The sequence below is a fragment of the Leifsonia naganoensis genome (genome assembly GCF_013410615.1).
GTDB lineage: Bacteria > Actinomycetota > Actinomycetes > Actinomycetales > Microbacteriaceae > Leifsonia > Leifsonia aquatica.
The window spans coordinates 132,480-158,228 of sequence record NZ_JACCHJ010000001.1 but is presented as its reverse complement, the minus strand read 5'-3'; the positions used below and the strand labels follow the sequence as shown (position 1 = coordinate 158,228).

General features: G+C 71.8%; 28 protein-coding genes. 14 read left to right on the top strand and 14 right to left on the bottom strand.

Annotated elements, in window-relative coordinates:
• Nucleotides 1–56 precede the first annotated feature (56 nt).
• The 5 genes from HNR14_RS00735 (at nucleotide 57) to HNR14_RS00715 (ending at nucleotide 5,823) form a co-directional block, all read left to right on the top strand.
• On the top strand, nucleotides 57–1,511 hold the full coding sequence (locus HNR14_RS00735) for an NCS2 family permease (RefSeq protein ID WP_179702474.1): 1,455 nt from the start codon (nucleotides 57–59) through the stop codon (nucleotides 1,509–1,511).
• A gap of 94 nt (nucleotides 1,512–1,605) precedes the next feature.
• On the top strand, nucleotides 1,606–1,935 hold the full coding sequence (locus HNR14_RS00730; protein ID WP_246311498.1) for a DUF4190 domain-containing protein: 330 nt from the start codon (nucleotides 1,606–1,608) through the stop codon (nucleotides 1,933–1,935).
• 52 nt (nucleotides 1,936–1,987) lie between these two features.
• Nucleotides 1,988–2,671, top strand: coding sequence for a tRNA (guanosine(46)-N7)-methyltransferase TrmB (trmB, locus tag HNR14_RS00725; protein ID WP_179699377.1), 684 nt, complete (start codon nucleotides 1,988–1,990; stop codon nucleotides 2,669–2,671).
• A 9-nt stretch (nucleotides 2,672–2,680) separates the two neighbouring features.
• Entirely contained in the window at nucleotides 2,681–4,081 is a 1,401-nt protein-coding gene (locus tag HNR14_RS00720; protein WP_179699376.1) for an aldehyde dehydrogenase family protein, read from the top strand.
• Nucleotides 4,082–4,284: 203 nt separating this feature from the next.
• Nucleotides 4,285–5,823 carry an aspartate ammonia-lyase gene (locus HNR14_RS00715; RefSeq protein WP_039922526.1) on the top strand — a complete coding sequence of 513 codons (1,539 nt, stop codon included), beginning with the start codon at nucleotides 4,285–4,287 and terminating at the stop codon, nucleotides 5,821–5,823.
• 11 nt (nucleotides 5,824–5,834) lie between these two features.
• Here the strand turns inward: HNR14_RS00715 and HNR14_RS00710 are convergent, their stop codons facing one another.
• From HNR14_RS00710 to HNR14_RS00695, 4 genes are all read right to left on the bottom strand, one after another.
• Entirely contained in the window at nucleotides 5,835–6,746 is a 912-nt protein-coding gene (locus HNR14_RS00710; protein ID WP_179699375.1) for an alpha/beta fold hydrolase, read from the bottom strand.
• A 43-nt stretch (nucleotides 6,747–6,789) separates the two neighbouring features.
• Nucleotides 6,790–7,665 carry a fumarylacetoacetate hydrolase family protein gene (locus HNR14_RS00705; protein ID WP_179699374.1) on the bottom strand — a complete coding sequence of 292 codons (876 nt, stop codon included), beginning with the start codon at nucleotides 7,663–7,665 and terminating at the stop codon, nucleotides 6,790–6,792.
• A gap of 97 nt (nucleotides 7,666–7,762) precedes the next feature.
• On the bottom strand, nucleotides 7,763–8,539 hold the full coding sequence (locus HNR14_RS00700; protein ID WP_343064378.1) for a glycosyltransferase family 2 protein: 777 nt from the start codon (nucleotides 8,537–8,539) through the stop codon (nucleotides 7,763–7,765).
• Between the two features lie 35 nt (nucleotides 8,540–8,574).
• Entirely contained in the window at nucleotides 8,575–10,077 is a 1,503-nt protein-coding gene (locus HNR14_RS00695) for an AlkA N-terminal domain-containing protein (protein ID WP_179699373.1), read from the bottom strand.
• A 91-nt stretch (nucleotides 10,078–10,168) separates the two neighbouring features.
• On the opposite strand from HNR14_RS00695, the gene HNR14_RS00690 reads away from it, so the two are divergent.
• Both HNR14_RS00690 and HNR14_RS00685 read left to right on the top strand, forming a co-directional pair.
• Nucleotides 10,169–11,560: an FAD-binding oxidoreductase gene (locus HNR14_RS00690; RefSeq protein WP_179699372.1), complete on the top strand. Its 1,392-nt coding sequence runs from the start codon at nucleotides 10,169–10,171 to the stop codon at nucleotides 11,558–11,560.
• Between the two features lie 216 nt (nucleotides 11,561–11,776).
• The gene (locus HNR14_RS00685; protein WP_039921815.1) at nucleotides 11,777–12,151 is read left to right on the top strand and encodes an FKBP-type peptidyl-prolyl cis-trans isomerase; all 375 of its coding nucleotides are present in this window, start codon (nucleotides 11,777–11,779) and stop codon (nucleotides 12,149–12,151) included.
• An 84-nt stretch (nucleotides 12,152–12,235) separates the two neighbouring features.
• On the opposite strand, the gene HNR14_RS00680 is transcribed toward HNR14_RS00685, so the two are convergent.
• Nucleotides 12,236–12,676: a carboxymuconolactone decarboxylase family protein gene (locus tag HNR14_RS00680; protein WP_179699371.1), complete on the bottom strand. Its 441-nt coding sequence runs from the start codon at nucleotides 12,674–12,676 to the stop codon at nucleotides 12,236–12,238.
• Nucleotides 12,677–12,771: 95 nt separating this feature from the next.
• Here HNR14_RS00680 and pdxR point away from each other — a divergent pair, with 95 nt between their 5' ends.
• Nucleotides 12,772–14,199, top strand: coding sequence for a MocR-like pyridoxine biosynthesis transcription factor PdxR (gene pdxR / locus HNR14_RS00675; RefSeq protein ID WP_179699370.1), 1,428 nt, complete (start codon nucleotides 12,772–12,774; stop codon nucleotides 14,197–14,199).
• Nucleotides 14,200–14,235: 36 nt separating this feature from the next.
• Here the strand turns inward: pdxR and HNR14_RS00670 are convergent, their stop codons facing one another.
• Complete coding sequence (locus HNR14_RS00670; RefSeq protein WP_179699369.1) at nucleotides 14,236–14,994, bottom strand: SDR family NAD(P)-dependent oxidoreductase; 759 nt, start codon at nucleotides 14,992–14,994, stop codon at nucleotides 14,236–14,238.
• Between the two features lie 93 nt (nucleotides 14,995–15,087).
• Here HNR14_RS00670 and HNR14_RS00665 point away from each other — a divergent pair, with 93 nt between their 5' ends.
• Entirely contained in the window at nucleotides 15,088–15,687 is a 600-nt protein-coding gene (locus HNR14_RS00665) for an acyl-CoA-like ligand-binding transcription factor (protein ID WP_179699368.1), read from the top strand.
• 24 nt (nucleotides 15,688–15,711) lie between these two features.
• On the opposite strand, the gene HNR14_RS00660 is transcribed toward HNR14_RS00665, so the two are convergent.
• Nucleotides 15,712–16,752, bottom strand: coding sequence for an NAD(P)-dependent alcohol dehydrogenase (locus HNR14_RS00660; protein WP_179699367.1), 1,041 nt, complete (start codon nucleotides 16,750–16,752; stop codon nucleotides 15,712–15,714).
• A gap of 87 nt (nucleotides 16,753–16,839) precedes the next feature.
• On the opposite strand from HNR14_RS00660, the gene HNR14_RS20685 reads away from it, so the two are divergent.
• The 3 genes from HNR14_RS20685 to rpsO all read left to right on the top strand — a co-directional run bounded on the left by HNR14_RS20685 (nucleotide 16,840) and on the right by rpsO (nucleotide 17,987).
• Nucleotides 16,840–17,322: a VOC family protein gene (locus HNR14_RS20685; RefSeq protein WP_246311497.1), complete on the top strand. Its 483-nt coding sequence runs from the start codon at nucleotides 16,840–16,842 to the stop codon at nucleotides 17,320–17,322.
• A complete protein-coding gene (locus HNR14_RS20680; protein ID WP_343064377.1) occupies nucleotides 17,280–17,603 on the top strand; it encodes a VOC family protein in 324 nt (107 codons plus the stop codon). Before HNR14_RS20685 ends, HNR14_RS20680 begins: the two co-directional genes overlap by 43 nt.
• 114 nt (nucleotides 17,604–17,717) lie before the next feature.
• A complete protein-coding gene (gene rpsO / locus HNR14_RS00650; protein WP_021758795.1) occupies nucleotides 17,718–17,987 on the top strand; it encodes a 30S ribosomal protein S15 in 270 nt (89 codons plus the stop codon).
• A 104-nt stretch (nucleotides 17,988–18,091) separates the two neighbouring features.
• On the opposite strand, the gene HNR14_RS00645 is transcribed toward rpsO, so the two are convergent.
• The 4 genes from HNR14_RS00645 to HNR14_RS00630 all read right to left on the bottom strand — a co-directional run bounded on the left by HNR14_RS00645 (nucleotide 18,092) and on the right by HNR14_RS00630 (nucleotide 21,156).
• The gene (locus tag HNR14_RS00645) at nucleotides 18,092–18,271 is read right to left on the bottom strand and encodes a multidrug transporter (RefSeq protein ID WP_179699366.1); all 180 of its coding nucleotides are present in this window, start codon (nucleotides 18,269–18,271) and stop codon (nucleotides 18,092–18,094) included.
• Between the two features lie 58 nt (nucleotides 18,272–18,329).
• The gene (locus HNR14_RS00640; RefSeq protein WP_179699365.1) at nucleotides 18,330–18,650 is read right to left on the bottom strand and encodes a hypothetical protein; all 321 of its coding nucleotides are present in this window, start codon (nucleotides 18,648–18,650) and stop codon (nucleotides 18,330–18,332) included.
• Nucleotides 18,647–19,810, bottom strand: a complete 1,164-nt coding sequence (locus HNR14_RS00635) for an inorganic phosphate transporter (protein WP_179699364.1) — start codon at nucleotides 19,808–19,810, stop codon at nucleotides 18,647–18,649. The genes HNR14_RS00640 and HNR14_RS00635 overlap by 4 nt, the downstream gene beginning before the upstream one ends.
• Before the next feature lie 122 nt (nucleotides 19,811–19,932).
• Nucleotides 19,933–21,156 carry a low temperature requirement protein A gene (locus HNR14_RS00630; RefSeq protein ID WP_246311496.1) on the bottom strand — a complete coding sequence of 408 codons (1,224 nt, stop codon included), beginning with the start codon at nucleotides 21,154–21,156 and terminating at the stop codon, nucleotides 19,933–19,935.
• Between the two features lie 18 nt (nucleotides 21,157–21,174).
• On the opposite strand from HNR14_RS00630, the gene HNR14_RS00625 reads away from it, so the two are divergent.
• Complete coding sequence (locus HNR14_RS00625; protein WP_179699362.1) at nucleotides 21,175–21,597, top strand: VanZ family protein; 423 nt, start codon at nucleotides 21,175–21,177, stop codon at nucleotides 21,595–21,597.
• On the opposite strand, the gene HNR14_RS00620 is transcribed toward HNR14_RS00625, so the two are convergent.
• The 3 genes from HNR14_RS00620 to HNR14_RS00610 form a co-directional block, all read right to left on the bottom strand.
• Entirely contained in the window at nucleotides 21,575–21,961 is a 387-nt protein-coding gene (locus HNR14_RS00620) for a DUF779 domain-containing protein (RefSeq protein ID WP_021758809.1), read from the bottom strand. The two genes, HNR14_RS00625 and HNR14_RS00620, sit on opposite strands and share 23 nt — an antisense overlap.
• A gap of 8 nt (nucleotides 21,962–21,969) precedes the next feature.
• Nucleotides 21,970–23,553: an acetaldehyde dehydrogenase ExaC gene (gene exaC / locus HNR14_RS00615; protein WP_179699361.1), complete on the bottom strand. Its 1,584-nt coding sequence runs from the start codon at nucleotides 23,551–23,553 to the stop codon at nucleotides 21,970–21,972.
• Nucleotides 23,554–23,725: 172 nt separating this feature from the next.
• Nucleotides 23,726–24,940: a GAF domain-containing protein gene (locus HNR14_RS00610; protein WP_246311495.1), complete on the bottom strand. Its 1,215-nt coding sequence runs from the start codon at nucleotides 24,938–24,940 to the stop codon at nucleotides 23,726–23,728.
• Between the two features lie 41 nt (nucleotides 24,941–24,981).
• Here HNR14_RS00610 and HNR14_RS00605 point away from each other — a divergent pair, with 41 nt between their 5' ends.
• Nucleotides 24,982–25,740: a fructosamine kinase family protein gene (locus tag HNR14_RS00605; protein ID WP_425485046.1), complete on the top strand. Its 759-nt coding sequence runs from the start codon at nucleotides 24,982–24,984 to the stop codon at nucleotides 25,738–25,740.
• Nucleotides 25,741–25,749: the final 9 nt, after the last annotated feature.

Sequence of the window (25,749 nt, the reverse complement as noted above, 5' to 3'; positions counted from 1 at the left end):
GCCGTCCGATCCGGTGAACAACCGGTGTACCGCCCTACGAGATACTACGGGAGACCATCATTTCCGCTCCGACCTCCACGACCGAGCCGACCGCCACGGGGCGCTTGGACCGCTTCTTCGAGATCACCAAGCGCGGCACGACCTGGGCCACCGAGGTCCGCGGCGGCGTGCTGACGTTCGTGACGATGGCGTACATCGTCATCCTGAACCCGCTCATCCTGGGCGGCACGCCGGACGTTTCCGGCCACTCGCTGCAGGGCGCGCAGGTCGCCGCGGTCACCGCGCTGAGCGCGGGCGTCATGACGGTGCTGTTCGGTCTCGTGGCGCGTCTGCCGTTCGCGTTCGCCGCCGGACTGGGCATCAACTCGTTCCTCGCGGTGAACGTGGTGCAGGTGCTCACCTGGCAGGAGGCGATGGGGCTCGTCGTCATCAACGGCCTCATCATCGTGCTGCTGTCGGCGACCGGCCTGCGCAAGCTGATCTTCAACGCCGTCCCGGCGCAGCTCAAGACGGCGATCACGGTCGGCATCGGCCTCTTCATCGCGTTCATCGGCTTCGTGGACAGCGGCTTCGTGCGCAGCACGAACATGTCGTCGCCGCCCGTGCAGCTCGGCGAGGCGGGCTCCATCGCGACCGTCCCGACCCTGATCTTCCTGCTCGCCCTCGTGATCATGGGCGTGCTCATGGCCCGCAAGGTCAAGGGTGCCCTGCTCATCGGCATCGTCGCAGCCACCGTCGTCGCGATCATCGTGGAGGCCATCTGGCCGGTCGGCCCGTCGATGGGCGGCAAGAACGCGGGCGGCTGGAACCTCACGGTCCCGCAGCTCCCGAGCTCCCTCGTCTCGCTGCCGAACCTGGGCCTCGTCGGCCAGGTCGACATCTTCGGCTCCTTCGGCCGCATCGGCGCGCTGGCCGCGATCATGCTGGTCTTCACCCTCGTCTTCACGAACTTCTTCGACGCCATGGGCTCGATGACCGGCCTCGCGCGCAGCGCCGGGCTGGCGAAGGAGGACGGCACGTTCCCGCGCCTGCAGCCCGCGCTCATCGTGGAGGGCGTCGGCGCGGTCGTCGGCGGTGCGACCTCCTCGTCGTCCAACACGGTGTTCGTCGAGTCCGCGTCGGGCATCGGCGAGGGCGCCCGGACCGGTTTCGCATCGGTCATCACCGGTGTGCTCTTCCTGCTCGCGATGTTCTTCACCCCGCTGACGCAGGTGGTCCCGCTGGAAGTCGCGGCCGCGGCGCTCGTCATCGTCGGTGCGCTCATGGTCGTCCAGATCCGCCACATCGACTTCAGCGAGTTCTCGAGCGTGCTGCCGGTGTTCTTGACGATCATCGTCATGCCGCTGACCTACTCGATCGCCAACGGCATCGGCGTCGGCTTCATCAGCTGGGTGCTGGTCCGGTCGCTGTCGGGCAAGGCCCGCGAGATCAGCCCGCTGCTGTGGGTCGTGGCCGCCGGCTTCCTGATCTACTTCGCCCGCGGGCCGATCGAGGCGTTCCTCCCGCACTAGGCGGCGTCGCGCGATCCGGCTCGGGGAAACCCCCGAGCCGGATCCGGGGGTTTCCCCGATACCGGCGGAGCACGCCGCCCGCTTGACTGGACGCATGACCAGCACGGACACGCAGAGCCCGCCTTCCCCGCACGCCTACCCGCAGTCCGCGGCCCCCGCCGTCGCCGCGGACTATCGCACCCTCAGCGTCACGAGCTTCGTGCTCGGCCTCGCCTCGATCGTGTTCGGCTGGACCTTCGTCGCCCCGATTGCGGGCCTGGTCGTCGGCATCATCGCGCTCGGCCGCGAACCGCTCGGCCGGACCTTCGCCGTCTGGGGGATCGTGCTGAACGCGCTCATGCTGTTCGGCGTCCTCCTCGGCCTCGTGCTCGCCCTCGCCGGGATCGGCCTCGGGCTGAGCTTCCTGCCGTTCGCCTTCCTCTGACGCGGGAGGCTCTCTGATCAGGGCGGCGCTCATCGCCTGAGAGAATGGACGGATGGAACAGCCTCACCTCGTCCGCCCGCACAGCTACGTCGTGCGCGGACGGAAGACCGAAGCGCAGCAGCGCGCGATCGACGAGCTCTGGCCCGCCTACGGCGTGGACTTCGACGGCTCGCCCCTCGACCTGGACACGATCTTCGGCCGCACGGCGCCGCGCACGGTCGAGATCGGCTTCGGCAACGGCGAGAACCTGCTCACGCTCGCCGAGCGGCATCCCGAGCGCGACTTCCTCGGCGTGGAGGTGCACGGTGCCGGCGTCGGTCGTGTGCTCGCCGGGATGCGCGACCGCGGGCTCACGAACATCCGGGTGGTGCGGCACGACGCGGTGGAGGTGTTCCACACCGGGCTCGCCGCGGGCAGCGTGGCGGAGGTGCTGATCTTCTTCCCTGACCCGTGGCCGAAGGTGCGCCACCACCGCCGGCGGCTCGTGCAGCCGGACGTCGTGAAGATCATCCTCCCTGCACTCGCCGCCGACGGCGTGTTGCGGCTCGCGACGGACTGGGAGCCGTACGCCGAGCACATGCTCGAGGTGCTCGACGCCGAGCCCGCGCTGGTGAACGTCGCGGGTGACGCGCACTTCGTCCCGCGACCGGAGGACCGCCCCGTCACGAAGTTCGAACGGCGCGGCGAGAAGCTGGGCCACGCGATCTTCGACCTGGAGTACCGCCCCCGTCCGTAGGATGGGCGCATGACCACTGGGCTCACCGCCATCGGGCAGACCGCCGACGCTCTGCGCACGACTTTCGACAGCGGGGCGACCACGCCCCTCGCGTGGAGGGTGGCGCAGCTCAGGGCACTCAGGAGGCTGCTCACCGAGCGTGCCGCGGAGCTGGAGGACGCGCTCCTCGCCGACCTCGCGAAGAACCCGACGGAGTCGCAGATCGCCGAGATCGGCTTCGTCGTCGGCGAGATCGACCACATGCTGCGCAACCTGCGCCGCTGGCTGCGGCCCAAGCGTGTGAGCGTGCCGGGGGCGCTCCTCCCCGGGAAGGCCTTCACGATGCTGGAGCCGGTCGGCGTCGTTCTCGTCATCGCGCCCTGGAACTACCCGGTGCAGCTGCTGCTCGCCCCGCTCGTCGGGGCGCTGGCGGCCGGGAACGCGGTCGTGCTGAAGCCGTCGGAGCTCGCTCCCGCCACCTCCGCGGCGATGGCGCGTCTCATCCCGCAGTACCTGGACACGCGGGCGGTCGCGGTCGTGGAGGGCGCCGTGCCCGAGACGACCGAGCTGCTCGCGCTCCGCTGGGACCACATCTTCTTCACCGGGAACGGCCGGGTCGGCCGCATCGTGGCCGCCGCGGCCGTCGAGCACCTCACGCCGGTCACGCTCGAGCTCGGCGGCAAGTCGCCGGTCTACGTCGACGACTCGGTCGACATCGCGGCCGCCGCGCGCCGCATCGCCTGGGGCAAGTTCATGAACGCCGGGCAGACCTGCGTCGCCCCCGACTACGTCCTCGCGACGTCGTCGGTCGCCGCCCGGCTGGCCGATGCGCTGCGCGTCGCGATCCGCGAGCTGTACGGCGACGACCCGGCGCAGAGCCCCGACTACGGGCGCATCGTCGACGACCGCCAGTTCACGCGGCTGGCCGGCCTCCTCGACGGCGCCGGGGCCACGGCGGTCGGAGGCGGTCAGGATGCGGCGAGCCGTTATCTCGCCCCGACGGTGCTCACCGACGTGCCGCGCGACGCCGCCGTGATGGCGGAGGAGATCTTCGGCCCCATCCTCCCGATCGTGCCGGTGACCGGCCTCGACGACGCGATCCGCTTCATCCGGGCGGGCGACAAGCCGCTCGCGCTCTACGCCTTCACCGAGCGCGCCGCGGTGCGCCGCCGCATCCTGACCGAGACGAGCTCCGGAGCGGTGGGATTCGGGGTCCCGGCGGCGCACCTGGCCGTCGGTGGACTGCCGTTCGGCGGCGTGGGGGAGAGCGGGGCCGGCGCGTATCACGGCGAGCGGTCCCTGCGGGTCTTCAGCCACGAGAAGGCCGTGCTGAGCAAGCCCCTCGCGCCCGACACCATGAAGCTGATCTACCCGCCGTACACGGAGGGCAAGGACCGCTTCGCGCGCGGCCTCCTGCGCAAGCTGGGCTGAGCGGCCGGCCGAGCGGGCACCCACGAGCAGCTCGCTCGGCGGTGTCTCGGATTCGAGACGGATCGTCCACCGCGCCTCCAGGGCCCCGCGGTAGGTTGGTGCTGTCGGCGGCCACGAACGGCCGACACCCCCGCGCCGGTCCGTCCGGCGAGCCAACCGCACAACGAGAGGCAACGGTGCCAACCGTGAACCCGCCAACCATGATGGATGATCCCCAGACCCAGCCCGTCCCCGTGATCCCGGCGTCGATCGTCGACGCCTCGGAGAACGTGTCCGACGTGCCCGATCCGAGCGCGGCGACCGGGCCGACCCGCACCGAGACCGACTCGCTCGGCAGCCGTGAGATCCCGGCCGACGCCTACTGGGGCGTGCACACCTCCCGTGCGCTCGAGAACTTCTCCATCGCCAAGCGACCGATCTCGGTCTACCCCGATCTGATCGTCGCGCTCGCCAGCGTCAAGCAGGCGGCCGCTCGCGCCAACCTCGAGATCGGCGTCCTGGAGCCGCACAAGGCCGACCTGATCGACCGCGCCTGCCAGCTCATCATCGACGGCCGCTTCCACGACCAGTTCGTGGTCGGCGTCATGCAGGGCGGTGCCGGCACGTCGACGAACATGAACGCCAACGAGGTCATCGCCAACGTCGCGCTCGAGCTCGACGGCCGGCCGAAGGGCGACTACGCGACGCTCAGCCCGATCGACGACGTCAACCGCAGCCAGAGCACGAACGACACGTACCCGACGGCGATCAAGATCGCTCTCACGTTCGCTCTCGCCCATCTCCTCGACCAGCTGGCCCTGCTGCGCGACTCGTTCGCGAGCAAGGGGGAGGAGTTCCGGCACATCCTGAAGGTGGGCCGCACCCAGCTGCAGGATGCCGTCCCGATGACCCTCGGCCAGGAGTTCCACGGCTTCGCCACCACCCTCACGGAGGACCACGCGCGCCTCACCGAGACCAAGTGGCTGCTCGCCGAGATCAACCTCGGTGCGACCGCCATCGGCACCGGTATCACGGCCGACCCGGGATACGCGGCCGCCGCGGTGCGCCATCTCAACGCGATCACCGGTCTCAACCTCGAATCCGCGCCCGACCTGATCGAGTCGACCAGCGACGCGGGCGCGTTCATGTCGTTCTCCGGCTCGCTCAAGCGCAGCGCGATCAAGCTCTCGAAGATCTGCAACGACCTCCGGCTGCTCTCCTCGGGCCCGCAGGCGGGGCTGGGCGAGATCAACCTCCCGCCGCGCCAGGCCGGCTCCAGCATCATGCCGGGCAAGGTCAACCCGGTCATCCCGGAGGTCGTCAACCAGGTGGCCTTCTCCGTCGCCGGCGCCGACGTCACCGTCACGATGGCGGCCGAGGGGGGTCAGCTGCAGCTCAACGCGTTCGAGCCCGTCATCGCCCATTCGCTGCTGCAGAGCATCACGTGGATGACGCAGGCCTTCCACACCCTGCGCGTCAACTGCGTCGACGGCATCACGGCCAACGTGGAGCGGCTCGGCGCGATGGTCGGCTCGTCGGTCGGCGTCATCACCGCACTCACCCCGCACATCGGCTACGCGGCCGCGGCCGCCCTCGCCAAGTCGGCGCTGCTGACCGGCCACAACGTGGCCGACCTCGTGGTGGACGCGAAGCTGATGAGCCGCGAGGAGGTCACCCGCCTGCTCTCGCCGGCCCGCCTGAGCGGACTGGAGACCGTCACCACGGCCATCCCGGTGATCGACGTGGAGGCGGCGACGGACTAGCGCCCGGGCGCTCAGGCGCGCGCGTCCGCCTCGCGGAACAGGGCGATCATGTCGCGCCCGAGCTGGTGGGGCGCCGTCTCGCACGGGCTGTGCCCGGTGCGGTAGACGGCGAGGCGTGCGCCGAGCGCGTCCGCGTTCGCGGCGTGGAGAGGCGTCGGCCACAGATCGTGGTCGCCCGTCGCCACCAGCACCGGGATGCCGCTCGCGGCGACGCGGGCGCGCACGTCCGGCACGTGCTTCATCAGGCCGACCATGTCATCCACGCTGGACCGCCGCGTCAGGTCGAAGCGCGAGCGCACGAAGGCGAGACGGCTGGGCGGGACCTTGTTCTTGTTCGTGACGATGCCCCAGATCATCAGGCCGGCGCCCTGGTGCCCGTTCAGGAGCCAGCTGAGCCAGCCGATCACTCGCACGCCGCGGAATGCCTGCCCCGGCTCCGGCGGCGTCGTCAGCAGCGTGAGGGAGCGGAACAGTTCGGGATGCTCGACCAGCGCGAGCTGCGCCACGATGCCGGCGAAGGAGTAACCGAGCACGTGCGCCGCGCCGCCGTCGCGGAGGAACGCGACGAAATCGGCCACCAGCAGGTCGTAGGTGTAGTGGCCGCCCGGGGGAGGCCCGGCGTCGGCCGACTCGTACTGCCCGGCGAGGTCGTAGCTCTGCACGAAGTAGCCGGCGGCGACCAGGATGGGCGCGAGGAGGTAGAAGTCCTCCTTCGACCCGGTCGCTCCCGGCACCATGACGACGCGCGGGTCCGCCGGGTCGCCGAGGGAGGCGACCGCCAGCTCACCGCTCGGTGCGGCGAAGCGCGAGAAGACCGTGCCGACGGGCGCGATCGACCAGTCGATGTCGGGCAGGGCGGCGTCGAGGCGTGCGGCCTCGCCGCCGTCTCCCGTGATGCCGGGCCGGCGCTCTCCGATGGACATGCATTCACGCTAGCCGACGGCGGGCGCGATTGCAGTCACCGCGTCACGTGACGCGGCAGTAGGTCGTCAGGTAGCCGATCCCGCCGATGGAGACGGTCACGGTGGACTTGTCGCGGAGGAACACCGGGGGAGTGCGCGAGTAGCCGGCGCCGCCCGGGCTGCCGGTCGAGATCAGCGTGCCCGGCTGGATGGTCGCGGAGTGCGAGAGGAACTCGATGATCTGCGCCACCGAGCGCACCATGTCGGCCGTCGACGCGTCCTGCAGGATGGTGCCGTCGACATTGGTGGTGAGCCACAGATCCTGCGGGTCGGCGACCTCGTCGGCGGTGACGACGACGGGCCCGTTGGGGGTGAAGCCGTCGAACGACTTGCAGCGCGACCACTGCGCCTCGGAGAACTGGAGGTCGCGCGCCGTGATGTCGTTGACCACGGTGTACCCCCACACGTAGTCGAGGGCGTCGCGGGCGGAGACGTTGCGCGCCGGGCGCCCGATGATCACGCCGAGCTCGGCCTCGTAGTCGACCTGCGTGGTGAGGTCTTCGGGCCAGGAGGTGGTGCCGCCGTGCCCGGCGAGCGAGTTCGGCCAGAGCGAGAACACGGTCGCCGCCTTCTCGCTGCGCAGCTTGAGCTCCGAGGCGTGGGCCGCGTAGTTGGCGCCGATCGCGATGACCTGCGGGGGCCGCAGCACGGCCGAGGCGTGCCGCAGCTCCGCCACCGGGGCGAGCGGACGACCGGTCGCGACCGTTTCGTCGACGATGGAGCGCACCTGCTCGAGGGCGCCCTCCCCGCGTTCGATGAGGTCCTGGAGGTCGCGCGGGGCGTCGGGCATGACCTCGTCGAGGAAGAGGGCGCCGTCGGCCACGACGGCGGCCAGGCGCGGCGCCGCGTCGGGGGTGGTGCTGAGGTGCGAGAATCTCACACCCTCCAACCTATCGGGGAGGCGGGGGCCGCGGTACTCGACAGGCAGTCGGTTCGAAGGCTGTCCGGTCGACGCGGTGTCGAACGTGAGAGAGCGTTCAGGCCACCGCGCCGGTCGCGTCCTCCGCGTGCTCCTCGCGCCAGCGGCGGCGGGCCGCGCGGCGCCGCCACGGCGACTCCTCCGGCAGGTGCATCCACAGCGTCCCGAACGCCCAGGAGAGCCGCCGGCCGAAGCCGTGCCAGGTCGAGAACGGGCGCGCCGAGATCCCGACCGTGAGCCGCTCGTCGTAGCGCACGATCACGCCCGGGTCGAGGTGGAACGCGAGATCGAGGTCGTCGTGCACCTCGCGGAGGTCGCGGTGGACGCGGCTGCGCGCGTCGGCCCAGACCTCCCGGCGCATGGCGAAGTTGGAGCCGAAGATCGGGGGATGCCCGAGCCAGATCTCCATCGACCAGAAGTAGCCGCCGATGTAGAGCACCTGGCCGAGTCCGGCGACGAACGGGTTGCCGTCGTAGAAGACGCCCGGGCCGGTGAGCACGCCGATCTCGGGGGCGTCCACGAACTCGGCCTCGATGTGCAGGAGCCAGTCGACGGGAGGGCGGGAGTCGGCGTCGATGCGGGCGATGATGTCGCCGGTGGCCGCGTCGTAGCCGGTGGCGGCCGCGGGCCAGATGCCGCGGACGGGCTGCTCCAGGACGCGGGCGCCGGCGGCGCGGGCCACGGCCGCCGTGTCGTCGCTGCTGCCGTTGTCGACGACGATGATCTCGTCGGCCGGACGCAGCTGCGTCGCGAGGTCGCCGAGGCTGCGCCGGAGCATCTCCGCGTCGTCGAGGGCCGGGATGACGACGGTGATCGTGGGCACTTCTGGCGTCACCCCTCCCACCTCGTCCGACCGGTTGTGATGCGATCCTACGCTTTGCTCGACCGCCAGAGGTGCATTCCGGCGTAGCTGCGCCACGGGGCCCAGCGGGCGCCGTACGCCGCGAGGGCACGTGCCTCGCCGGGCAGGCCGAGCCGGGCGGCGCCCTGTCGCAGCGCGAGATCGCCGGTGAGCAGGATGTCCGGGCTGCCGAGCACGCGCAGTGCGATGTAGCCGGCGGTCCACGGGCCGATGCCGGGCAGGGCGAGGAGGCGCGCCTCCAAATCGTCGCGGGACTCGCCGACGTCGACGTGTAGCGAGCCGTCCGCGAGGGCGCGCGCGACGCCGATGATCGCCTCCACTCGGCGCGCCGGACCGCGCAGCACCTCGTGGCCGCGCTCGGCGATCGCGGCGGCGGTGGGGAAGAGCCGGGTGAAGCCGCCGAGATCGATGGGCTCGCCGAGCGCGTCGGTGAGCCGGGTCAGCGCGGTGCGGGCGGCCGGCACCGAGACCTGCTGGCCGATGAGGGCGCGGAAGACGATCTCCTCGGCATCGACCGCGCCGGGCACGCGCAGGCCTGGGGCGGAGCGGACGCTCGCGGCGAGAGCCGGATCCGCCGAGAGGGCAGCGTCGATCGCGGCGGCGTCGGCGTCGAGGTCGAGCAGACGCCGCACCCGGGCCACCAGCGGAGCCAGGTCGGTGACGTCGGCGAGGGTCGCATCGCACTGGACGGCCGGTGCCTCGGCGGTGCCGATGAGGGTGAGGCGCACGACGGCCGGGCCATGCGGGAGGCGCAGCGCGCGGGAGTAGGAGGTGTCGCCTCCCGACTCCATCCCCGCGACCGACCGTGCCGAGAGGAAGGCGAGGAGGGAGGCGCCGTCGAACGGCGCGCGGGCCGGGAGCCGCAGGCTCAGCGTCGCCGCGCCCGCCTCGGTCTGGGCTGCTGCTGCCGGGCGGCGGGCCGCCGCGCGGATGCCGCCCGGCGTGGTGCGGTAGATCTCGGCGATCGTCTCGTTGAACTGGCGGACGCTGGTGAATCCCGCGGCGAACGCCACATCGGTGATCGGGAGGTCGGTGCCGGTCAGGAGCAGCCGCGCCGTCTGCGCGCGATGCGCCCGGGCCAGGGCGAGCGGTCCCGCGCCGAGCTCGGCCGTGAGCACGCGCCCGAGGTGGCGCGGCGTGTAGCCGAGCCGGTGCGCGAGGCCGGGGACGCCCTCCCGCTCCACTGTGCCGTCGGAGATCAGGCGCATGGCGCGGGCCGCGAGGTCGTCGCGCATATTCCATTCCGGTGAGCCGGGCACGGCGTCGGGGAGGCAGCGCTTGCACGCGCGCAGCCCGGCCTCGTGTGCGGCGGCCGCGGTGAGGTAGAAGGTCACGTTGCCCGGCTTCGGACTGACGGCGGGGCAGCTGGGGCGGCAGTAGATGCCGGTGGAGTGGACGCCGGTGATGAACTGGCCGTCGAATCGGGTGTCGCGCGCGTTCATCGCGCGGTAGCGCTCGGCGAAGACGGGATCCTCGAGGGGGTTGGAGGTGGGGCCGGTGGTGCGTGCCATGGCCCCAGCCTGACACGGGCCGCCGACATCGGATAGCGGAAAACGGACATGAGTGATCGGCCGCACCCGCCGCCGTCGCTAGCCTGGGCGGATGGACGTACTCGACTGGCTGACCGCGGCCCTCGGCGACGAGGCGATCGCGGCGGGTGTTCTCACGACGGATCCCGTGCTCCTCGACGCGGTGCGCACCGACCGCTCCGGCTGGATCGCCGACGGAGCGCCGCTCGCGCTCGTGAACGCGACCCGGGTGGAGCACGTTCAGGCGACCCTGCGCGCGGCGAACGAGTTCCGCCTCCCGGTCGTCCCGCGCGGTGCCGGGACGGGGCTGGCCGGCGGCGCCAACGGCACGGACGGCGCGATCGTGCTCTCGGTCGCGGGGATGGACCGCATCGTCGAGATCTCCGCCGAGGACCAGCTCGCCGTGATCGAGCCCGGCGTCGTGAACTCCGACCTGAACGATGCCCTCGAGCCGTACGGGCTGTTCTTCGCCCCCGACCCGGCGAGTCGGGCGATCTCGACCATCGGCGGCAACATCGCCACCAACGCGGGCGGCCTGCTCTGTGCGAAGTACGGCGTGACCCGGGAGGCGGTGCTGGCGCTCGACGTCGTACTGGCCGACGGCCGGCTCATCCGGACGGGCCACCGGACGGTGAAGGGCGTGACGGGGTTCGACCTCACGGCCCTTTTCGTCGGCTCGGAGGGCACGCTCGGCGTCATCGTCGGGGCGACCGTGCGCCTGCTCCCGATCCCGGCGGGGGAGCCGCGGACCCTCGGGGCGATCTTCCCGGACGTCCGCACCGCGGCCGCGGCGGCCGCCCGGGTCTCCGCGGCCCGACTGCGCCCGGCGGTGATGGAGCTGATCGACGGCCCGGCGCTCGAACGCATCTCCGCGTACCTCGGCGAGCAGACGATCGCCGACGCCTTCGGCACGACGGGCGGCGGCAGCTTCCTCCTCGTGCAGTTCGACGGCCCGTCGGCGGGCGCCGATGCGACGGCCGCCGGCGCCCTGATCGCTGAGAACGGCGGCACGGTGAGCGTCGCCGCCGACACCGCGGAGGGCGAGCGGCTGCTGGCCATCCGCCGCGCCTTCCATCCGGCGCTCGCCGCGGGCGGCGAGGTGCTCATCGAGGACGTCGCGGTGCCGCGCTCGCGCATGCCCGAGATGTTCGCAGCCATCGAGAGCATCTCGCAGCGGTACGGCATCCCGATCCCGACGGTCGCGCACGCCGGCGACGGCAACCTCCACCCGAACTTCGTCTACGAGGGGGAGGAGGCGCCGGCAGCGGTCTGGGAGGCCGCGGGCGACCTGTTCCGCACGGCCGTCGAGCTCGGCGGCACGCTGACGGGCGAGCACGGCGTGGGCGTGCTGAAGCGGCGCTGGCTGGCCGACGAACTGGGCCCGGACTCGTACGAGCTCCAGGTGAAGCTCAAGTCGGTCTTCGACCCGCTCGGCATCCTCAACCCCGGCAAGGTGTTCGGCTAGGGCCGAGCTCGACAGGGCCGTCGACAGAGACAGGGCCGTTAACAGACTCGACGCCCGGTGGTGCGGCGATGCCTGCAACGCTCCCGGGACGTCGAGTTATACGACTAGGGTGCCCCTCCACGGCGAGAACCGCAAGACCTTTCTCGCGAGCAGGCCGACTGCGCGCAGAGCGAACGGGCTTTGACGCGGTGCCCCGTCACCGGTTGGATGGAGCACATGGCAGAGAACACCAACCAGAAGCCCGAAGTCGACGCGCCCGAGGGCCCGGCTCCGGCGACGCTCGAGATCGTCGACATCGTCGAGGGCACCGGCGCCGAGGCGACGCCCGGCGCCAAGGTCGACGTGCACTACCTCGGCGTGGAGTACGAGACCGGCGAGGAGTTCGACTCCTCGTGGAGCCGCGGGCAGTCCATCAACTTCCCGCTCAACAACCTCATCAAGGGCTGGCAGGAGGGCATCCCGGGCATGAAGGTCGGCGGTCGCCGCAAGCTCACCGTCCCGCCGGCGCTCGCGTACGGCCCGGCCGGCGGCGGTCACCCGCTCTCGGGCAAGACCCTCATCTTCGTCATCGACCTGCTCGGCGTCAGCTGATCCGACCGCACGGCACGAAGCGCTCCCTCGGCATGGCCGCAGGGAGCGCTTCGTCGTTCGGGGGCGTGGGATCGATCGGACGACTCAGAGCGCCGGCGGCCGCATGTGGGTCGGGACGGCGATGCGGTTCCAGATGTTGATGGTGCCGATCGCGAGGATCAGATTCGCGAGCGCTTCGTCGCCGAACTCGGCCAGCGCCCGGTCGTAGAGCTCGTCGGAGACGCCGCCGTCGTGGATCAAAGTCACGGCCTCCGTCAGCTCCAGGGCGGTCCGCTCGCGCTCCGTGAACCACGTCGACTCGCGCCAGGCGGAGACCGCGAACACCTTGCGGAGCGGGTAGCCGCCGCCCTGCAGGTCGACCGAGTGCATGTCGACGCAGAAGGTGCAGCCGTTGAGCTGCGAGGCGCGCAGCTTGATGAGGTCGCCGAGCGGTGCCTCGACGTGCTCGCCGACGTAGCTGTCGAGCGCGACGACCGCGCGGTAGCCCTCTCGGGCGAGGGAGGAGATCTGGATCCGTTCTGTCATGCCTCCACGCTAGGAGCGGCATTGGTTCGGTGTAAGTTCCAATTTGAGCGATTGCGAACAGACCGATTTCCGACAGACCGACTCCTGGAGGCGCGATGGAACTGCACGTGGCGCTGGAGGGACGGGGCGACCGCGCCGACCGGATCTACCGCGCCCTCCGCGACGCCGTCCTCGACGGCCGCCTGCGCCCGGGGGAGCGCGTGCCCCCGACGCGGCAGCTCGCCGCGCGGCTGGAGGTCGCCCGCGCGACGGTGACCACGGCGTATGAGCGTCTCACGGCGGAGGGGTACCTCGTCTCCCGCGTCGGGTCCGGGACCTTCGTGGCGGCGGTCACGGGTGCTCCGGGCATCCGTCGGTCCACCCCGGGAGCCGCCCACCCGGCTCCGGCCTGGCGTGGGCGCGACGACCCGCTCTGGAGCGAACCCCATCCCGTCGCCTACGACTTCGGGGTGGGGACCCCCGACCCCGCGCTCTTCCCGCTCGCGGACTGGCGGCGCTACGTCGACGCCGAACTGCGCGGGCGGCTCCTGCGCACGGCGCACTACGGCGACCCCGCCGGGGTCGAGCGGCTCCGCTCCGGCATCGCGCGGCACCTGGGGCTGGCTCGCTCGGTCGTCGCAGATCCTGACGACGTGCTGGTGACCAGCGGCGCGCAGCAGGCATTCGACCTGATCGGAAGGGTCGTGCTCCGGCCCGGAGACACCGTCGCGGTCGAGGATCCCGGCTACCCTCCGGTGCGGCAGCTGTTCGAGACGATGGGCGCGCGAGTCGTGCCGGTGCCCGTGGACGACGACGGGCTGCGGGTGGACCTCCTGCCCCCGGCGCGCCTGGTCTACGTGACGCCGTCGCACCAGTTCCCGCTGGGTGGTGTGCTCCCGATCGAGCGCCGCGTCGCGCTGCTGGAGTGGGCCGCACGGCACGACGCGGTGATCGTCGAGGACGACTACGACAGCGAGTACCGCTTCCGTTCGCGGCCGCTCGATCCGCTGCAGCGTCTCGACGCGGACGGCCGCGTGGTCTACGTCGGCACGTTCTCGAAGACGATGCTCGCGACCCTCCGGCTCGGGTTCCTCGTGGCGCCGCCCTCGCTGCTCCCGGCCCTGCGCGACGCGAAGCGCCTGACCGATTGGCACGGCGAGCCGGTCTCGCAGCACGCCATGGCGCGCTTCCTCGATTCCGGCGGATTCGCGCGGCACGTGCGCCAGGCGACCCGGGTCTACGAGGGGAGGCAGCGGATCGTGGTCGAGGAGGCGGGGCGCCTGCTGGGGGAGCACCTCGTCGTGGTGCCGTCCGTGGCCGGCCTCCATCTCGCGCTGCGCCCGAGCGGCCCGGGCTTCGACTCCGACCGGATCGCGGCCCGTGCTGCGACGGCGGGCGTCGCCGTGCAGCCGCTCCCGCGGTTCAGCGCGGGCGAGCGGAGAGAGGGACTGCTGCTGGGGTTCGGGGCGATCGCCGCCGAGGACATCCCGGACGGCCTGCGGCTGCTCGCCGACGCGGTGTCGCGCGAGCAGCCGCGGCCGTGAGCCGCGCGTCCGGACTCCGGGCGCCCGGCCCCGGGATCAGATCGCGGACCAGCCGCCGTCCGAGGCGAGCACCGCGCCGGTGACGTTGGCCGAGTCGTCGCTCAGCAGCCAGGTGATGGAGGCGGCGAGCTGCTCCGCCTGCGCGACCGGCGGGACGACCGTCTGCAGCAGCGGTCCGAGGCGCTCGCCGGCCCACGCGGAGCGCATGGTGCCCTCGACGTTGGTCGCGACGCCGCCGGGGGCGACGGCGTTCGCACGCACGCCCTTCGGTGCGTAGAACACGCTGGTGCTCTTGGTGAGGCCGATGACGGCGTGCTTGGAGGCGGTGTACGCCGCGCCGGCGGCGGAGCCGCGGAGGCCCGCCTCGGACGAGACGTTCACGATCGAGCCGGAGCCGGCCTCGACCATGAGCGGCAGGACGGCGCGGCTGAGGCGCATGATCGCGGTCACGTTGACGGTGAACACGCGGTCCCAGGTGGCGTCGTCGACCTCGGCTGGCGGCAGGAAGCCGTCCATGATGCCGGCGACGTTCGCGAGGGCGTCGACCCGCCCGCCCGCGGCCTCCAGCAGTTTCGCGATGGTCTCCTCGCTGGAGACGTCGCCCGCCACGGTGGCGATCTCGAGGCCGGGGTTCTCGTCGACCAGCGCGGCGAGCCGCTCGGCCGAGATGTCGCTGCCGATGACGCGGGCGCCCTCGGAGGCGAGGCGCAGCGCGGTGGCCTTGCCGATGCCGGAGCCGGCTCCCGTGACGATGGCGGTCTTGCCGGCGAAACGGCCGGGCGTGGTGGTGCTCATGGTGTTCTCTCCTCGGGTCTTCCTCGACGGAACCTGTCGACGCCCGCACCGGGCGTCGACCTATTTATAGCACTCGGTGCCATAATGGAACCCATGAGTTCGCCGACAGCCGATCCCGCTCCCCGCCGCCGCGGGCGTCCCGTCGACGTCGACCCGGAGAGCGTCGCGCTCCTCGCGCTGCGGCACTTCGACGAGCACGGCTACGAGGCGACGACCATGGACGACATCGCCGAGCTCGCGGGCATCGGCCGGCGCACCCTCTTCCGCTACTTCCCGAGCAAGCCCGCCCTGGTGTGGGGCGGGATGGAGCCGGTCGTCGAGCGGATGAACGCCGTGCTCGAGACGGCGCCCGACGACGAGCCGGTACGGGATGCGCTGGCCCGCGCCATCACCGCCTCCCTCGACCTCGCCCCCGACGCCGTGGAGGCGACCCGCCGGCGACTGCGCCTGCTCGGCTCCGACCCGGCGCTCATCGCGTTCGGCCTCGCGCGGCTGAGCGCCGACCAGGGGATGGTCGCGGCCTTCCTCGCCCGGCGACTCGGGGAGCCCGTCGACGGCCTCCGGGTGCAGGTGCTCGCGGGCGCCCTCGGCTCCGCCAACTTCTCGGCGCTGATCTGGTGGGCGCGCAACGACGAGGGCGACCCCGCTGCGATCGCGGTGGCCGCCCTCGACGAGCTGCTGCGCGGGTTTTGACCCGCGGTTCCTTCCGGCTCGGCCTCAGCCGTTCGGGAGGATGACCGCGCGCCCGCGGATCTTCCCCTCGTGCAGGCGCTCGTACGCCTTCGGGGCCTCGTCGAGCGAGTACGTCTCGATCTCGACCTCCACCTGCCCGGAGCGCGCCAGGTCCAGGACCTCGATCAGCTCGGCGCGCGAGCCCCAGTACGGCGTCCGCACCGCCACGTCGTACGCGATGCGGCCGAAGCCGACCGCGAGTGCTCCTCCGCCGATCCCGACGATGGTGACGTCCCCCTCCGCCGCCGCCATCGCGCCGGCGAGCTCGACCGTCGGCTGCACTCCGACGAAGTCGAAGACCGCGTCCGCGCCGCGCCCTCCCGTCAGCTCCTTCACCGAAGCGATCGCGTCCGGGTTCGACAGGAACGTGTGGTGCGCACCGACGGCGGTCGCGAGGTCGAGCTTCTCCTGGTTGACGTCGAGCGCGATCACGGTCGCTCCGCTGATCGCGCGCAGGATCTGGATGCCGACATGGCCGAGGCCGCCCGTCCCGATCACGACGGCGGTCGTGCCGGCGCCGAGCTTCGGCAGCGAGTTCTTGATGGCGTGGTACGGCGTGAGGCCGGCGTCGGTGAGCGAGACGTTCTTCACCGGGTCGAGGCCGTCGAGCGGCACCAGGTGGCGCTCGCTGTCGACGATCATGTACTCCGCCATCGAGCCGGGCGCTCCGAGCCCGGGCGGCCGGATCTGCTCCGCTTGGGCGTTGAGGCAGTAGTTCTCCTTGCCCTGCGCGCACATGTGGCAGCGCCCGCAGCCCCACGGCCCGTACACCGCCACCGCGTCACCGGGGTGCACACCCGTGACGCCGGCGCCCACGGCCTCCACGATTCCGGCACCCTCGTGGCCGAGGGTGAGGGGCAGGCCGTAGACGTACTGCTCGGCGGGGAGACCCATGATGAACTCGTCCGAGTGGCACACCCCGGCGGCCGTGACCTTCAGCAGGACCTGGCCGGGCCCGACCTCCGGATCGGGGACCTCGACGACGACGGGACGGGAGCCGATCTCGCGATATTGCAGTGCCTTCATGGTCAGGACGCTACTCCGGGGGATCGCGCCGCTCTAGGACCGCGCGAGGCCTCGCCACGTCCACCCGCGCGGCGGTACCGTGTGCGCATGCCGACCATCGAGAGCTTCCCGCCCGGCACGCCGATCTGGGTCGACCTCCAGTCGTCCGACCAGCCGGCCGCCGTCGCGTTCTACCGCGCCTTCTTCGGGTGGGATGCGCCCGACGCCACCGCCGAGACCGGCGGCTACTCCATCGCGACCCTTCACGGCATCCCCGTCACCGCGGTCGGTCCGCTGCCGGCGGGTGTCGAGCGTTCCGTGTGGACGCTCTACTTCGCCGTCGCGGACATCGATGCGTCCGCTGCGGCCGCGACGGCCGGCGGGGGAGCGGTGCTGCTTCCGCCGGGCGACCTCGCACCGGCGTCCGGCTCGCGATCGTCGCCGACCCGGCCGGTGCCGTCTTCGGCCTCTGGCAGCGGGAGCATGACTCACCCTGGCTGCGCGACGAGCCCGGCGCCGTCGACTGGCTGGAGCTCGTCGAGCACGGGGTGGAGGGGTCGTTCCCCTTCTACGTCTCCGTGCTGGGCGTGAGCGTCAGCGAGATGCGCGTCGGCGACGCCCCGTACGGGTTGTTCGACGTCGGTACGACGAGCGTCGCGGGCGCCACGGAGGCCCCCGAGGGTACGACCGCGCACTGGCTCGTCTACTTCACCGTCGCCGAGCTCGACGAGGCGCTGGAGCGGTTCGTCGCCCTGGGCGGGATGGTGCTGGAGCAGCCCATCGCGGCGCCCGGCGTCGGGCGCTGGGCGGTCGTCGCCGACCCCCAGGGAGGCGGGTTCGCGCTGCTCGAGCCGGAGCGCCCGGCGGGCTGAGACACCGGCACCGTCTGGTAGACTCCTCAGGTTGCCGTCTAACGGCCGCGGAGAAAGAGAGCCCAGGCATCAGGCCCCGGGCACCGCGCAACGAACAGGAAGGGGATCCCGTCTATGGCACTGGATGCTGATATCAAGAAGGCGATCATCGAAGAGTACGCTACCCACCCCGGTGACACCGGTTCCCCCGAGGTCCAGGTCGCGATCCTGACCAAGCGGATCAAGGATCTCACCGAGCACCTCAAGGAGCACAAGCACGACCACCACTCGCGTCGTGGCCTGCTTCTCCTGGTCGGTCAGCGTCGTCGTCTGCTGGGCTACCTGTCGGACATCGACATCAACCGCTACCGTGCGCTCATCGAGCGCCTCGGACTGCGTCGCTAGTCTCCGCAGATGTCAGCTCTTCGCTGACACCGCGAACTTCTTCGGAACGGGCCGTCACCTTCGGGTGGCGGCCCGTTCTGTGTGTGCGGACGTCGTCCGCGAGGTCAGCGGTGCTCGGGATCGGTCCCCGGCCGCACGGGGGAGTCGTCGCGGAGGTCGATCCGCGTGCGGCCCTCGTCGCCTTCGCCGACCTCGATGCGGGGTGCGGCATCCTCCTCGGTCGCCTTCGGCGCGGTGGTCAGCTGGTCGGTGCGGGCGTCGTCGTGGTCTGGCGTGTCAGCCATGGTGCTCCTCGGGTCGGTCGGACTCCACCATCCCGCGCCACGGCCCTCCCGACAACCCCTAGTGGAACTGCGGGATGACCAGCCAGATCCCGTAGAGCACCGCAGCGACGCAGATGGCGATGCACACCACGGCCGCGACGGTGGCGAGCGGCGGCCGGTGGAGCGTCGCGGCGGCGGCCGGGGCCGTCGAGCGCTCGTCCGAGCCGTCCAGGGGAGCACCGAGCGACAGCAGCCGGAGCGCGAGGGCGTAGAAGCAGACGATCACCACCGTCGCGGCGAGGGCGATGAGGAGTACCACGACGAACGAGCCCCAGTCGACGCCGAGGAACTGGCCGGCTCCCGGGTCGTCCGCGGCGTGCAGGGTGTGTGTCGCGTTCATCGTGCCGCCGTCCCCGCCGACGCGGTGGCGCGTGCGTCGGGCGTCTGCTCATCCACGTCGTTCACGTTCTCGCGCGTGACCGGGTGCCGCCGCGCCAGGGCGTAGAGCCCCAGCCCGCCGAGCAGGGCGACCACCGCGACCACGATGAGCCCGATGACGCTGGTCGACGCAACCCAGGCCGCAAGACCGCCCACGAGGGCGGCGGCCGGCAGCGTGACGACCCAGGCGGTCGCGATCCGCCCGACGATGCCCCAGTGCACGGAGGCGAGCTTCTTGCCCAGCCCGCTGCCGACCACGGCGCCCGAGGTGACCTGCGTCGTCGAGAGCGCGAAGCCGAGGTGCGACGACACGAGGATGGTCGCGGCGGCGCTCGTCTCGGCCGCGAAGCCCTGCGGGGACTTCACGTCGGTGATGCGCTTGCCGACGGTGCGCATGATGCGCCAGCCGCCGAGGTAGGTGCCGAGGGCGATCGCGAGTCCGCAGGACAGGATCACCCACAGTTCGGGGCCGGAGTCGGCGCTCTGGTACCCGGCCGCGATGAAGGTCAGCGTGATGACGCCCATCGTCTTCTGCGCGTCGTTCGTGCCGTGCGCCAGGGAGACGAGGGAAGCCGAGACGGTCTGTCCGTGCCGGAACCCCGCCTCCGCCCCGTGCGCCCGCACGTTCGCGGTGATGCGGTAGGCCGCGTAGGTGGCCAGCAGCGCGACCAGGCCGGCGACGGCGGGGGAGAGCAGCGCCGGGATGACGACCTTCGTCAGCAGCACGCCCCAGTTCACGGCGTTCAGCCCGCCGCCGATGATCGCGGCGCCGATGAGTCCGCCGAACAGGGCGTGGGTGGAGCTCGACGGGAGGCCGAGGTACCACGTCGTGAGGTTCCACAACACGGCGCCGACCAGACCCGCGAAGATCAGGGTCGGCGTGATCTCGACGCCCGATCCGCCCTCCTGGATGATGCCACCGGAGATCGTCTTGGCGACCTCGGTCGAGAGGAACGCCCCGACGAGGTTCAGCACGGCCGAGATGGCGACCGCCACCCGTGGTTTCAGCGCCCCGGTCGCCACCGAGGTCGCCATCGCGTTGGCCGTGTCGTGGAAGCCGTTCGTGAAATCGAACACGAGGGCGATCACGACGACCAGCACGACGGTGATGAGCACATCCATCTGCGTCCGCCTTCCGTCAGGTTCCCGTTACGGTCTCCTGAGTACGCCGGATCGGCGCGGCGCGTGTGAACGCGGGATGAACTCTGCGCGGGGTGTGATCGTGGGCCGCGCGGTACCGCGCGTTATGCGGTCGGCTCGGCGGCCCCGTCCGCGGCGCCTGCCGCGTCCGTGGTCGCGCGCGCGGCTATCGCCCGGTCGACGAGCGTCGCCGCGACGAGGGCGGCCGCGACCACGGCGATCCCGATCATGACGCCCACCAGGCCGATGAGCGGCGACGCGAGGGGGAGGGCCAGCACCAGGACGATCGCCGCCGCAGTCTTGAGCGGCCGGATGACGACCTCCGGCACCAGCGGCGCGTGCAGCACGTAGAGCATGAGCAGGAACACGGCGACCGGGATGGCGACCGCGTACTCCACGGCCGTGTCGGACGCGGCATGGTGCTCCGCGCCCGCCTGCACCGCCACCTCCAGTCCTGCTCCGAGCGCCGCCAGGGCGGCGAAGACGAAGTAGTGGCCGTAGCCCCAGTAGAAGGCGCGCCCGCGCTTGCTCGACAGCCCCTCGCCCGCGGGTTCGAGGAAGTACAGCCACCACAGCGCGAACAGCAGCACCAGGCCGGCGATGGCGATGGCGACCAGGGCGGCAGAGACGCCGTGCGCGGCCAGCCCCTTCTGCACGCCGATGGCGGACGCCGAGACGGACTCCCCGAGCACGATGATCGTGAACAGCCCGTACCGCTCGGCGATGTGGTGCGGGTGCCAGGAGGTCATCCCGGTCCGCTCCGCCCACATCGGCACCGACAGCTCCAGCACCACGCCGAGCAGGAAGAGCCACGGACGCATCCCGGGCGGAAGGAAGCCCCAGGCGACCCACAGCACCTGCACCGCAGCGACCCCGCTCGCGTACCGCACCGCGGTGGCGCGGCCGTCGGCGTGCTCGATCGCGGCCCTGACCCACTGCCCGACGAGGGCCAGTCGCATGATCAGATAGCCGACGATGATCGCGGTGAAGTCCGACTGCGCGAACGCGGCGGGCACTCCGGCCGCGAGCACCAGCACGCCGCCCATCTGCACGAGCGTCATCAGCCGGTACGGCACGTCGTCGGTGTCGTAGGCGGAGGCGAACCAGGTGAAGTTCATCCACGCCCACCAGATGGCGAAGAACACCATCAGGTACGGGCCGAGCTTGTCGAGCGCGTGCCCCTCCTCGCCGGCGTGGGCGAGCTGGGAGGCGACCTGCGCGATCGCGACGACGAACGTCAGATCGAAGAGCAGCTCCAGCGGACTGGAGACGCGGTGCCGCTCCTCCGTCGAGCGACCGGACATCGGGATGCGGAACGCGATGCTCATGTGCGCAAGCATAGGAGGATGCCCCGTCGCGTCCTCGCCGCCGTCACCGCCGTGTATCTGCTCGTGGTCGCGTGGATCACGCTGAACCCGTTCCCGCCGGACCCGCACGGCAACCGCCTGCTCACCTCGCTGCTCGCGCTGTTCGCCGACACCCCGCTGCTGGCCTGGGTGACCTACGACGTCGTCGAGTTCAGCGCGAACATCGTCATGTTCGTACCGATGGGCGTGCTGCTGACGCTGCTGCTCGGCCGCGAGCACTGGTGGCTCGCGCTCGCGCTCGGCGTCGTCGCGACCCTCACCATCGAATTCGTGCAGCTGTTCCTGCCGGCGCGCTTCAGCGACCCGCGCGACCTGCTGGCGAACACGCTCGGCACCGTCGTGGGCATCGCGATCGTGCTGGTGGCCTCGGCCTCCCGGGTCAGACGAGCCCGAACGCGCTGAGTTCGGTGTCGGTGAGCATCCGGGACCGGATCAGGAACCGCTTGCCCTCGGGCGCCTCCACCGAGAAGCCGCTGCCGCGGCCGTCGACCAGGTCGATCGTCAGGTGCGTGTACTTCCAGTACTCGAACTGCGACGCCGACATGTAGACGCTGACCGGGTCGATCCCGTCGACGTCGAGATCGCCGAGGTGGACGTCGGAGGCGCCCACCCGGAACATCCCGACCGGGAAGCACATCGGCGAGGAGCCGTCGCAGCAGCCGCCGGACTGGTGGAACATGAGCGGTCCGTGGGTGGCGGCCAGCCGCCGCAGCATGTCCGCTGCGGCGGCCGTGACATCCACCCGCGTCTCGTGCGGGTCCGTCATCGCGACTCCTAGAAGAAGCCCATGGGACCGTCGGCGTACGAGACGAGCAGGTTCTTCGTCTGCTGGTAGTGGTCGAGCATCATGCGGTGGTTCTCCCGCCCGATGCCGGACTGCTTGTAGCCGCCGAAGGCCGCGTGCGCCGGGTACTGGTGATAGGTGTTCGACCAGACGCGGCCGGCCTCGATGGCACGGCCCGCGCGGTAGAGCTGCGCGCCGCTGCGGCTCCACACGCCGGCGCCCAGACCGTACAGGGTGTCGTTGGCGATCGAGATCGCGTCGTCGAAGTCGCTGAAGCTGGTCAGCGCGAGCACCGGCCCGAAGATCTCCTCCTGGAAGATGCGCATCGAGTTCTGACCCTCGAAGACCGTCGGCTGCACGTAGTACCCGCCGGCCAGGTCGCCGCCGAGGTCGGCGCGCTCGCCGCCGATGAGGAGCTTGGCGCCCTCCTGCTTGCCGATGTCCATGTACGACAGGATCTTCTCCAGCTGGTCGTTGGACGCCTGCGCGCCGATCATCGTCGACACGTCGAGCGGGTTGCCCTGCTTGATGCGCTTGACGCGCTCCAGGCCGTCGGCGACGAAGCCGTCGTAGATCGAGCGCTGCACGAGCGCGCGCGACGGGCAGGTGCAGACCTCGCCCTGATTGAGCGCGAAGAACGAGAAGCCCTCCAGGGCCTTGTCGTAGAACGAGTCGTGCTCGGCGGCGACGTCCTCGAAGAAGACGTTCGGGCTCTTGCCGCCCAGCTCCAGCGTGACCGGGATGAGGTTCTCGCTCGCGTACTGCATGATCAGGCGCCCGGTGGTCGTCTCTCCGGTGAAGGCGACCTTGCGGATGCGCGGGTGGGAGGCGAGCGGGGCGCCGGCTTCGAAGCCGAAGCCGTTCACGATGTTGAGCACGCCGTCCGGGAGCAGGTCGCGCACGAGGTCCAGCCACACGTGGATGGAGGCGGGCGTCTGCTCGGCCGGCTTCAGCACGACGCAGTTGCCGGCCGCGAGCGCGGGTGCGAGCTTCCACGTCGCCATCAGAATCGGGAAGTTCCACGGGATGATCTGCCCGACCACGCCCAGCGGCTCGTGGAAGTGGTAGGCGATCGTGTCGTGGTCGATCTCGCTGATCCCGCCCTCCTGGGCCCGGATCGCTCCGGCGAAGTAGCGGAAGTGATCGATCGCGAGCGGGATGTCGGCCGCGAGCGTCTCGCGCACCGGCTTGCCGTTCTCCCAGGTCTCGGCGACGGCGAGCAGCTCGAGATTCGCCTCCATGCGGTCGGCGATGCGGGTGAGGATGAGCGCGCGCTCGGCGACGGAGGTCGTGCTCCAGGAGGGGAAGGCGGCCCAGCCGGCCTCGACGGCGCGGTCCACGTCGGCGGCCGTGCCGCGGGCGATCTCGGTGAACGGACGGCCGGTCACCGGCGTGATGTCCTCGAAATACTGGCCGCCGGCGGGAGCGACGTAGCGGCCGCCGATGTAGTGGTCGTACCGGTTCGCGTAGCTGACCACGGACCCGTCGGTGCCGGGCTGCGCGTAGACGCTCGGCGATTCCTTCGCGGCCTCCTGGGCCTCCTGGGCGGCGGTCTGCTCGGGGCTCAACGTCATCGAAGTCTCCTTTGACTCGCGCGGCGCGCGCCCATCGCGCACCGTCGCGGCCGACGCTACGCACCGCAACGTTGCATCCCGTTGCACCCGCCCCACCCCCTCCGCACATTCGTCACGAATGTGGGCTTTGAACTCGCCAATCACGACATTCGGCACGAATGTCGGTGCGAGGTCAGGACTCGAGGGCGAGGAGGCGCGCGACGACCTGCGCGCGGCGGGGGGAGTGCAGGGGCAGCGCGTGCAGGGCGGCGCGCCAGATCTCGTCGTCGAAGGCGCCGCGCTCGGTCTCGCCCCAGGCGATCAGGAGGTCGGCGGAGCCCGATTCGAGCAGCGCCTCCCGCAGCCGGGCGACGACGTCGTCCCTCAGCTCCTCCAGCCCGGGCGCAGCGGAGCCGGGGAGCGGGCCGCCTCCGTACGCCGCGACGGCCGCGCGGTGCGCGCCGCGCCGCTGCAGGTCGACGACACCGCCGATGTCCGTCTCCAGCGGAGCCGCCAGCCGGTACGGGCGGGCGAGCGGACCGAGCTCGGGAGCGAGCGACGCGAGCACCCGGCGCAGCCGCACCATCTCGGCGCGCAGCGTGACGGTGCTGGCGGCGTCGCCGTAGACGAGCTCGGCGAGCCGCTCCGCGGACAGGCCCTCGCGGTGCCAGGCGAGCAGGGTCAGCAGCTCGCTGTGCCGGCTGCTCAGCGTGCCCGACCGGCCGTTCGTGCCGGTGAGCTCGCCGGTGTCCCGGCCCAGGATCCGCAGCGACGGGATGGCCGGCCGCGGCCGTTCGCGACGGCTGCGGCCGCGCGCGCTCGACTCCCGCAGCCGCTCGATGAGCAGCTCCCGCTCGACGGCCGCGACGGTCGCCTCCAGCATCGGCAGCACGTGCGGCGCGGCGACCTGGTCGCCTCCGGTCACGTCGAGCACCCCGATGATCTCGCCCGTCTCGGGGTCCCGCACCGGCACGGCGGTGCAGCTCCACGGCTTCACCTCGAACGCGAAATGCTCGTCCCCGCGGATCTGCACCCCACCCCCGATCGCCAGGGCAGTCCCCGGCGCAGAGGTGCCGACGTCGCCCTCCGCCCACGCCGCGCCCGGCACGAACAGCATCCCCTCAGCCTGACGGCGCAGCTCCGGATCGCCCTCGACCCACAGCAACCGGCCGCGCGCATCCCCGACGGCGACGACCACGCGGCTGTCCTGCTCGGCCTCCCGCACCAGCAACTGGCGGATGACGGGGAGGGCCGCGGCGATGGGATGCGAGCGGCGCGCGTCCTCGAGGCCCGGACCGTCCAGGAGGAGCGGAGCGACGACCCGCTCGGGATCGAGCCGCGCCTGCTCGGCCCGCTGCCACGATGCGCCGACGACCGGCCGCACCCGCCGGGAGACTCCCTCGTCCATGCGCAGATCGTACGCCGGGTACCGTGGAACGGGTGCAGACGATCCTGAAGGAGCGCCCCGACGCGCCCGACCGGTTCTTCGAGGCGGAGGCGGCGGGTCTCCGCTGGCTCGCCGCGGCCGAGAGCGAAGGAGGCGCGCGCATCGTCCGCGTCGCCTCCGTCGAGCCCGGCCGCATCGAGCTGGAGCGCATCGCCGAGTCGCGGCCGACCGCCGATGACGCGCGGGCGTTCGGCGCGGCGCTCGCCGTGACGCACGCATCCGGGGCGGCCGCGTTCGGCGCACCGCCGGACGGCTGGGACGGCCCGCTCTACATCGGCCGACGCCCGCTGCCCATCGCCCACGAGACGTCGTGGGGCCGCTTCTACGCGCGGGACCGTGTGCAGCCGTACCTCGACATCGCGGTGGAGGTCGGGGGAGTCACGGCCGCGCAGCTCCCCGTCATCCGGGAGGCGGTGGAGCGCGTCGCCTCGGGCGAGCTCGACGACGGCGAGCCTCCCGCGCGCCTCCACGGCGACCTCTGGAACGGCAACGTGCTCTGGTCGGCCGACGGCGCCGTCCTGATCGACCCGGCCGCGCACGGCGGCCACCGCGAGACCGATCTCGGGATGCTCGCGCTCTTCGGCCTCCCGTTCCTGGACGACGTGCTGGCCGGCTACGACGCCGCGCGCCCGCTGCGGCCGGGCTGGCGCGAGCGCATCCCGCTGCACCAGTTGCACCCCCTCGCCGTGCACGCCGCCGGCCACGGCCCGGCGTACGGGCGGGCGCTCGCCGCGGCCGCGCTGGCCACGCTGGCGCTCTGACCGCCGCTC